The 8,343-nt window shown below is 56.0% G+C and carries 6 protein-coding genes; 1 reads left to right on the forward strand and 5 read right to left on the reverse strand.

Annotated features, from left to right (window positions below; genetic code table 11):
- Window positions 1–172: 172 nt before the first annotated feature.
- Together CIT26_RS10900 and CIT26_RS10910 are read right to left on the reverse strand one after the other, a co-directional pair.
- Window positions 173–1,060: a class I SAM-dependent methyltransferase gene (locus CIT26_RS10900; RefSeq protein WP_095492584.1), complete on the reverse strand. Its 888-nt coding sequence runs from the start codon at window positions 1,058–1,060 to the stop codon at window positions 173–175.
- A gap of 417 nt (window positions 1,061–1,477) precedes the next feature.
- Window positions 1,478–2,410 (reverse strand): alpha/beta hydrolase family protein, encoded by a 933-nt coding sequence (locus CIT26_RS10910; RefSeq protein WP_095492585.1) that lies wholly within the window; start codon window positions 2,408–2,410, stop codon window positions 1,478–1,480.
- A gap of 137 nt (window positions 2,411–2,547) precedes the next feature.
- Between CIT26_RS10910 and CIT26_RS10915 the strand changes: the two genes are divergently transcribed.
- On the forward strand, window positions 2,548–3,612 hold the full coding sequence (locus CIT26_RS10915; protein ID WP_095492586.1) for a DUF2332 domain-containing protein: 1,065 nt from the start codon (window positions 2,548–2,550) through the stop codon (window positions 3,610–3,612).
- 165 nt (window positions 3,613–3,777) lie between these two features.
- Here CIT26_RS10915 and CIT26_RS10920 read toward each other — a convergent pair whose 3' ends face one another.
- The 3 genes from CIT26_RS10920 to CIT26_RS10930 form a co-directional block, all read right to left on the reverse strand.
- A complete protein-coding gene (locus CIT26_RS10920) occupies window positions 3,778–5,493 on the reverse strand; it encodes a GNAT family N-acetyltransferase (protein WP_167391364.1) in 1,716 nt (571 codons plus the stop codon).
- A gap of 35 nt (window positions 5,494–5,528) precedes the next feature.
- Entirely contained in the window at window positions 5,529–6,551 is a 1,023-nt protein-coding gene (locus CIT26_RS10925; protein WP_095492588.1) for a D-alanine--D-alanine ligase family protein, read from the reverse strand.
- A 186-nt stretch (window positions 6,552–6,737) separates the two neighbouring features.
- A complete protein-coding gene (locus CIT26_RS10930; RefSeq protein WP_143747828.1) occupies window positions 6,738–7,802 on the reverse strand; it encodes a glycoside hydrolase family 88 protein in 1,065 nt (354 codons plus the stop codon).
- Between the last annotated feature and the right edge of the window lie 541 nt (window positions 7,803–8,343).

The following is an 8,343-nucleotide window of genomic DNA, read 5'->3' on the forward strand; positions in this document are numbered from 1 at the left end:
ACAGCGCGCCATGACACTCCAAGCTTTTTGGAGTTGACCGTTGATCCAGTCATCCGATGGCGGTTCAGTATGGGTTTCCAGATACTGGTCCGCGAGTTGGTTCTGCCGCGCCGCAACTTCAGTGTGACCGTGGGGTCATAAAGCTCCTTCGACATCACGGCGGCTGTATATCTCATTTTCGCATAACCACTGCGGCCTGATGATCGTGCGCCTGCTCCTTCACAGCGACAACTGGTATGATCCGGCCCCACCGCCGCTCCAAGGAAGCGACGTCATAAAACACCTGAGAGTTCGGGTCAGCACCGAAGGTAAACACCGACCACTCGACTCCATCAGGATTATTTTCGGCGAAGTTGGAGTTCAGTTCTGCAAGTAGGTCAGAGAAAAGTGGATCATCGCGATACTTCGTTCGCAGAAGATCAATCGTCTGCCGAGTATGAATGGTGATATATGCGTAACCGTCCTGACGGAGAACGCGCCGAACTTCGAGGAGCCACGCCTCAGCCAATTCGGATATATGCGTGAAAACCGATCCGCAGTAAACCAAGTCGAAGGTGCTGTCTTCAAATGGAAGATGCGGTGCTGTGGTGTTGGTTGCGAAGAGCATCGGCGGATTAAGGTGTTCCTGGCACCAGGCGATATGCTCGGCATTAATGTCGAGGCCCCAATGCTCTGATGTCTCGTCTCGCGGAAGAAATCGCAGCATGCGGCCACTGGCGCATCCGAGATCGAGCACGCGTGTCAACGGAATGGGCGGTTGCCCGACTTCATTGAGGATGCAAAGCATTTGTGCCACGTCATCTTGTCCGCATTTCAAATAGTCTAATTCAGTCTGGGCGTATCCTTCCCACAGATGTTGAGGTGGAACCGGCGTGGCATTCTTTGACTGGGAGGGACAAACAAACAAGACGTTATGGTGTCTGGCTAAGGGGATGAATCGGGCCGAGCTGCCGTGGCTGAAACGCTTGGTTTTACTTAACTGCCCAGCTAGCTTTTCCATCAGCGCCATTGCGCGACGATCCTGACTTAGTTTACGAGCTAGTTGTTCAATGAGGTTCATTTGCGCAGCCTCCAATTCTGATCGATGGTTTACGCACAAATTCGAGTCTAGGCCCGTCCCATCTGGTGGCTAGGGGAACGGAACGTGACCATTTTACTAAATTAGTAATGTTGCATGAAACGGCTTATTATTCGTCCCAGCCGGCGGACACGCCGGTTAGGCCCGGCGGTCGGTTGCCTACCCCGCAGCGGCTGTCGGGCCGACCATCTCAGCGAGGAAGCAGTGGAAGCGCCAGAGACGATCCAAAACGCCTGGGCCGGCCTTAAGCTGGTTCGCACGGCTATTGAACAGACCTGCCCCGCTGGCGTTACTGCCGAGCGAAGAAGCTGTCCTGCTGCTCTATGGTCCCGAACCGGTCCATGAGGGCGAAGCGCTTGCCAAAGCCATTATCGAGGTGAACGCTGGCGGACTTTCCCGCTATTTCCATTCAAACCTATCGGTCGGCTCAAGGCTGGATTGAAACTTATGGCGAAGGGCCGCCAGAGACGCCATTTTCTCATTCAGGTAGCCATCGAAGAACAGCACTGCTCCGTCTTGTACAACGCGAGTGTAACGGGTCTCCTCCTCGGGGCCGTGGGCGTGTGGTCCGTGCTTCAGGCCGGAAAACGCATTGTGGTCAGCACCGTCGAGAACGAGCAGATATTGATGAGGGATGGTCAGCGCTTCGTAGGGAAGGGTCCGCTGTATCGGATCGAATTCCTTGTTGCCGGGCACCGCATTGCCATCTCTCGTGCCCGTGATGTGAAACAGCGGGATACTGATATCGCGGTAAAGGGCGGCCAACTCGCCGCCTTGGATGGGTATGTTCGGGCTCATGACCAAGCCAGCGCGAATTCTTGGCTCCTTGAAGGACCACTGCCCGCCCGGACCCATTCTCTGCCCTGCGGAAACCATCGTCGAGACGCCTCCATAAGAGTGTCCGGCCATTCCGATGCGTGTCAAATCCAGGCGGCCGGCAAGCCGCCCCTCGCCGTTCATGCGCGCAAGCTCGCGCAGGGCAAAGGGCACGTCCTGAAATCGCGCGCGCGCAACATTGGCGTCCCACATGGCTTCACGAAGAATGCGGTAGACGTCCGCAAGAGTGTTTGCGTGTTGCCAGATCGAACTGTCCGTCCCTGTATGCTGCAGGTGCACCGCCATGTATCCGCTTTCCGCCAGGCGCCGCCCAAGGTAAGGCATCGCCTCGCGCGATCCGCCAATGCCATGGGACACAAGGATCACCGGGTAAGCGCCAGAGAGGGGGGCGGGGGCATAAAGCCGGTACGGCACGGTACGGCTGCGCGATTCGTCGCGAAAGGCGCCATCAATGATAGTATATCCCGAAGTTGAATCATCCACGGTTTCGTTCATCCGCCAGTTCCGCAGTAATGTATGCTCGAAAGCATCGATTATTCGCCCGGTTCCTTGACCTGCTCGGCCGAAAGCATTAAGGCAATTACAGGTAGAAGCCACTGCCAAGACATCTATTGCCCACTAGGTTCGTTGCTATGGTGGTGTTTGAAACAAGCGCTCACTATTACCGCTTCTTTGCCAACGAGTCTCGTCGTGGCGGCTCCCCCCTCTATGAAAAGCTGTCGCTTGGGATTGCGGACAACGTCGCGCTCCAGCGCCTGGCGGCAGGGCGCAGGAAGGGTCAGCCGGCGGCGAACCTTGTCTTCGGCGCGGTACAGTATCTCCTGCTTGGGGGCGTCGACCATCCCCTCAAGGATTATTATCCGAGTCTGGGCGGCACGCGGCCGCCCGACGATCGCGCATTCGAACTTTTCGCCGCTTTTTGCGGTGACCACGAAGCCGAACTCGTTGACATCATCTCGAAGCGGGCAACCAACACCAACGAGGTTGGCCGCAGTGCGCTGCTGCTGCCCGCATTCGATCTGGTTGCGCGCGAAGCCGCCGCTCCCCTTGGCCTCGTCGAGATCGGATCCAGCGCCGGCCTGAACCTGAACTTCGACAAGTACGGATATCGGTATACGGACGAGAAAGGCGCTCCGAAGCTGGAGCGGTGGACCGATGCGGATTTTGTCCTTTCCTGCATCCTTGAAGGGCCCGGCGTGCCTGTATTGGGGACGTTCCCGCCCCCCATTTCATCGAGGATCGGCCTCGAACTTTATCCGACCGATGTTCGGGATGAAAATGAACGCCGGTGGCTCAAGGCGCTTGTTTGGCCCGAGCGCATTGACCGGCTTACAAAACTGGATGGCGCCTTGAAGATCGCCGCCGCGCATCCGCCCCGGATCAGAGGCGGCGACGCCGTGTTGAACCTGACCTCTGCGCTGGCGGAGATTCCGCCTGATCAAGCCCGATGCGTGTACCACACGATAATGGGCTATCAGCTTTCTGGCGATCAACACCGACGCATAAACGAGATCCTGTTGGAGGCGAGCAAGACGGCGCCGGTCTGGCGCGTCACAGTGGAAGGCGAGGTCACACATCCCAACCCCACTGAGACGTTCAATCCTCTCAAGGTCAGCAGATACTTCAATGGAGAGCGCAGGGTCAAAACGCTCGCGGTCTGCGATCCGCATGGGCTATCGATGGAGTGGAAAGGCTAGCTGGTCGACCGCTTACCCAGCCATTCCTGACTTTGACCAATGCATGTCGCGCAAAAGCTTGCCCTCGGGCTTGACCCGAGGGTGCGCAGCGGTTTTGCGATACGATACATAAAAAATCAAAGACCTTAAAGCGCATCGCATGAATCCATTCAAACGCGACGCGCTTTAAAGTGTGTCGACATCATCGGCGATGGACAAACGGTCGCGCGGCAGAGGCACACACAACTGGTTGCGATTGGATAAGGCCTTCGCAAAGTCCGGTTTGAGCGTGAGCGCCTCGTCAAAGCTGGCGAGTGCCTCATCAATGCGCCCCAACGCCCGCAGCGTAACCCCCCGATTGTTCATAGCCTGCACGAAATCGGGTTTCACCCCGATGGCTTTCTCGTAGCACGCGAGAGCCTCATCATACCGTTTCAGACCGCGTAAGGCATGCCCCCTGTTGTTGTACGCAGCTGCGGCTTTCGGATTGATCTCCGTGGCGCGAGCCAGGTACGTGTCCGCTGCCCGATACTGACCGGCCTGAAGACATAGAACGCCCAACAGATAATTAGCGCCGTAGTGCCGGGGATTTGCAGCCAGTACCTCCAGATAAATCCTCTGGGCATCCAAAAATTGTTTGCTCCGATGGCGTTGCAAGGCACTCGCAAATTGCTCCTCAATACGCGTAGCCGCCAAAACCTCGTTCAGAAGCCGCCGCGCCTCCAAATTGCTCGGTTCAGTCTCGAGCACCTGCCTGCAACCGCGCTCCGCCAGATGGAGCTTCCCCTCCTGACGCAGCTTTCGCACCGACGAAATCACTGAGGGAAGGCTTCTTCGATCCAGCCTGTTTCCGCGGGTCAGGCTGTTGGTGGAGTCGATCCGGACACCCTCTACAAGCCGCTCCTTCGATCCGAAACTGTACTTGTACGAAAAGTCTCCAGTGCCAAGGTCGTAAGTCCTGAGGCTGTTTTGAATTGCCCAACGGATGCTGTAGGCGTGAAGCACCAAGCCAGGTGGAGGCTTCCGAATTGCAAGATTGCGGCTGACGAGGAAACAGACGAGTGAACCCTTTGACCTGTCGATAAACGCAATGTGTACTCCTAATGGAGTATCGCCTTTCCACAATACGGGCGCGAACAGTACACCCGCCTTGTGGCATTCAAGTAACATATAACGGCAGTTGGCAATAATGCCCTGAGCATAGACACGGCTTTTGGCCTCCCACTGCGTAAGCCAAAGTTGAAAGAAAACCTCCAGGTCACTTTGGATTGTCTCGAAGTCTGCTAAAGTTATCCGGTATTCTCCGCTATTTTCGACCTGACGAAGAAAATGACGGACATCACGACGGGTTTTCGGGCCAAGGTTGCCATCCAGGAATTCGTCCCAATCGGCCGGCAAATCGACATACATATAGATGTCATGATTTATATTTTCGCCTGTTCGGGTTGTATGGCGACGTCGTTTAATCTTTTCTTTCACAAACTCGTTGTCGGAAAACCTTCCAAGCAGCATTTGACGGCGCTTGGCCGATATCGAAATATCGTCGAAGTGTAATGCTCTCCAATTCAGCGCCTGCAAGCGATCGGCGAACGACGAAATGACTTGCTCTTCGAATTCGGGAACGCAGATGAAGCCTGTATAGGTAGCGAAATACGAGCCGGCCATCCTTATGCTGCTATAAAATCCCGTCTGCTCATCAAGCCCGGTGACGAGTTGCAAAGGGAAGAAGGCGACATACTCGTTTGACTCGGGAGACCGCGCAGCCAAAATCATCCAACCTGGGCGTCGCAGCCAATTCGACATCCATGGCCACGACAGGAAAAAGTGCGCCTCCGGGTCGGAGTCATATATCCGGTTCCAATTCTCTCTCAGCGGCTCCAACGCTTCGAATTTGTCAACCATATCAATTTGCATACGCTGACCATCACTGAAGTGCCTTACCGAGCGTTTTGCGGTTGTTTTTGCCGCTTTCTCTGCCGCCTGAGACTGTGCGTCAAAACATGTCCCACCAGTTCTTCATACTTGATCCCATGCAGGGCGGCCGAACGATAGACCGCCGAGGCCGGCGCCATGTTGCAGGCAATGTTCACTTCGATGAAAACGGCCCGGCGAGTGTCGGGATCATAACGGAAGTCGTAGCGCGCATAGTCGAATGGCGACATCTCGGCCACCATTCGTGCGGTGGCCTCCAAAACCTCCTCGGCTCCCGGTCCGTCGTAAGGAGCGGACTTGTAGGAACTGTTGAGCCCTCGCTTTGCTTCATTGGTCAGAACATTGTCGCCAGGGCGGCCGCGCTCCTCGAAGACCGCCAATGAACCTGGGGGGAAGCCCTCGACAATTGGAACCGTCAGATTGAGGCCCGGCACAAACTCTTCGGCAATGAATTCACGGCCGCCGTGACGCGGATCTGCGATGGTTGTCAGCGCATCCCGCCAATCCGCTTCATTCTCCACCTTTACAATCGCATCGGAAGCGATACCCCCTCGCGGCTTGACAATCCACGAACCGGGCAGGCTGAACCTATCATTGCTGACCTCACCGGGCTGCATGATCCTGTGCTCCGCGACGTCGAGGCCCAAGGAAGCAGCCAACTGCTTGGCCAATACCTTGTCTTCCGAGACCGCCCGGCTTGACGCCGATGCGCCGAGACACGGGACGCCACGATAGGCCGCGATTGCCGGCGCCAGGAGCTCGTGGCCATCGAATATCGCATGAGAGTGAATGGCATAGAGGAAATCGAAGTCGAGAGGCCCGAACAGCACCTCGTGCTCGCTCGCGGGCGTGACCCTGAAACCCAGCCCCCGCAGCGTATTGAGCATGATGGCATGATAGGTTACGTGGTAGCCGTACTTGGCCTTACGCTCCGGGCTGGAGTCGAGGGCATGACGCGCCAAAAACAGCACATGGGTTTCCGCCAGCTCTTCCGGCGATGGGGTCAACAGGTATTCCAACGTCGGCATTTATGTGCCTGATGTGTTCAGAACGCTTTCCCATGCTTGCATCATGGCTCGAGCCGGTCAAGCAGACAACATCCTGGGTGGCGCTGAAGGTCGAAATGGTACAGATCAAGACAGGGATGCTGGCCGCACTGTCCGGCATAGAAACGCAAGAGCAGTTCGGGGCTCCCGGTTGTCCTTCGACGGGAGTCAAAGCCCGGTATCGAACGTAGAAGCCTGCTTGCTTCCGAGAAAATTCCCCAAGGCTCGGATAGCGTCTATCGTATGCTGGGCATTGTCTATGCGAGCCCAGCTATTTTTCCCTGCATTTGTCCTGATGGCTCCTCGGTACACGTAAAATGGAAGAGAAGACTCATCCAGTTTTTCTCTATACTGCAAGGATGCAATGTTTTTCAACGAGATCGTAATAGCGTCAAGGTATCGTCTTGCTCTCACCGGATCCCCCGTCCGCAGCGCCATCTCGAATGCATAAGCAAGCCCCTCGGTGTAAACTCCGTCCGAGGACGCGTGCGGCAGGCCGTACTGAGGGGTTGCTGGATTGAAGAATCGTCCAATCCGGTACGATCGGTCCTGAAGTTCAAGCAGTTTGTCGTTCAGGGTAAACACCGCCTCGGCGAATTTGCCGGCTTTCGTTAACTCGTATAGATGCCGATAAGCGATGGTGTGCCAAGGGACGTATGCGGGGTAAAAGTTATCTGCGATATTGCGGACATACTCCTCTAAATAGAATTCTGCACTGCGCGCCGCTTCGTCGAAATAACGGGTTAATCCAGTCCGAAAATAATATTCAAGCAATGCTACTAATGCTTCCCCTGAGTAAAATGTTAAGAGGTATTTTGCGTCGAAGGGATAATTCGGCTCTTTTAGCCAAGGCCGAAAGGAACCGTCTGCATTCTGGAGCGCAAGGATGCCATCCGCGGCTGCACTAGCCTTTAACTGGTACTGTTCAAAGTGAGGGCTTGCGGCGAATGTGCGAAGCAGCATCGCATTCGCCCCGAGCTTTGACTTGCCATCATATTCAATATAACCAATACCCCCTTCCTCCCTATACCATGAAGTCATGATGAATGACAAATTCCGGCGATGAACAGGACGAAGCGGGAGGTTTCTTGCGCTCATTTCCGCTATCGTGCGCGATGACATAAGCTGTCTTAGTTCATTATTTTTTTTAGACTTCTCGCCAGTATATGGATTAATACTGTAGGTAAACAGACCTTTTTTTCCAATATTGCGGATTATCCAAGCTTCCGCCAAGGTTCGGATCCTTGCCATCTCCTCTGGCAGCGACACGATCGTCTGTGGTTCGGGAGACCGTTCGGCCCGATGAGAGTTCCTCTTCGGCAAGAGGCGTTTGGAGGTTTGAATTCGGTGGGCGGACATGGTTTCGCCGAGATTGATCGAGTTCTTGGCTGCTCTTCAACATCCCTGTCGAATGTAACGGCACGGTCTATGCGGTGGCAACGGCCTCGGCTGTGGGGCCGGGCTCCAAATGAGCGCCGTGAAGATCCTGGTTTGTCGCTGCAATTGAAGGGCCGGTCTGCGACGAAGCTGCGCGGAGGAGTGAGGGGGATAGCTTCGCGGCCGATATTCGCTCTCGCGCCGGCCCTCCTGTTCAGTATCCCAAACAGAACGTGAGCGTCTTTGGACGCTCACGTTCGCCACTATCGAGCGAAATCTGGTGGGTCGCTAGCCGCCGCTGCCGCCACTGCCGCCGCTGCCGCCACTGCCGCCGCTGCCGCCACTGCCGCCACTGCCACCGCCGCCGCCGTCGCCGCCGCTGCCGCCACTGCCGCCG

Origin of the sequence: Mesorhizobium temperatum, from assembly GCF_002284575.1 — a bacterium.
GTDB lineage: Bacteria > Pseudomonadota > Alphaproteobacteria > Rhizobiales > Rhizobiaceae > Mesorhizobium > Mesorhizobium temperatum.

Bases quoted from the DNA above. Each gene is read 5' to 3' on its own strand.
- CIT26_RS10900 (WP_095492584.1), bottom strand. From the start codon at position 1,060: ATGAACCTCATTGAACAACTAGCTCGTAAACTAAGTCAGGATCGTCGC.
- CIT26_RS10910 (WP_095492585.1), bottom strand. From the start codon at position 2,410: ATGAACGAAACCGTGGATGATTCAACTTCGGGATATACTATCATTGAT.
- CIT26_RS10915 (WP_095492586.1), top strand. From the start codon at position 2,548: ATGGTGGTGTTTGAAACAAGCGCTCACTATTACCGCTTCTTTGCCAAC.
- CIT26_RS10920 (WP_167391364.1), bottom strand. From the start codon at position 5,493: ATGGTTGACAAATTCGAAGCGTTGGAGCCGCTGAGAGAGAATTGGAAC.
- CIT26_RS10925 (WP_095492588.1), bottom strand. From the start codon at position 6,551: ATGCCGACGTTGGAATACCTGTTGACCCCATCGCCGGAAGAGCTGGCG.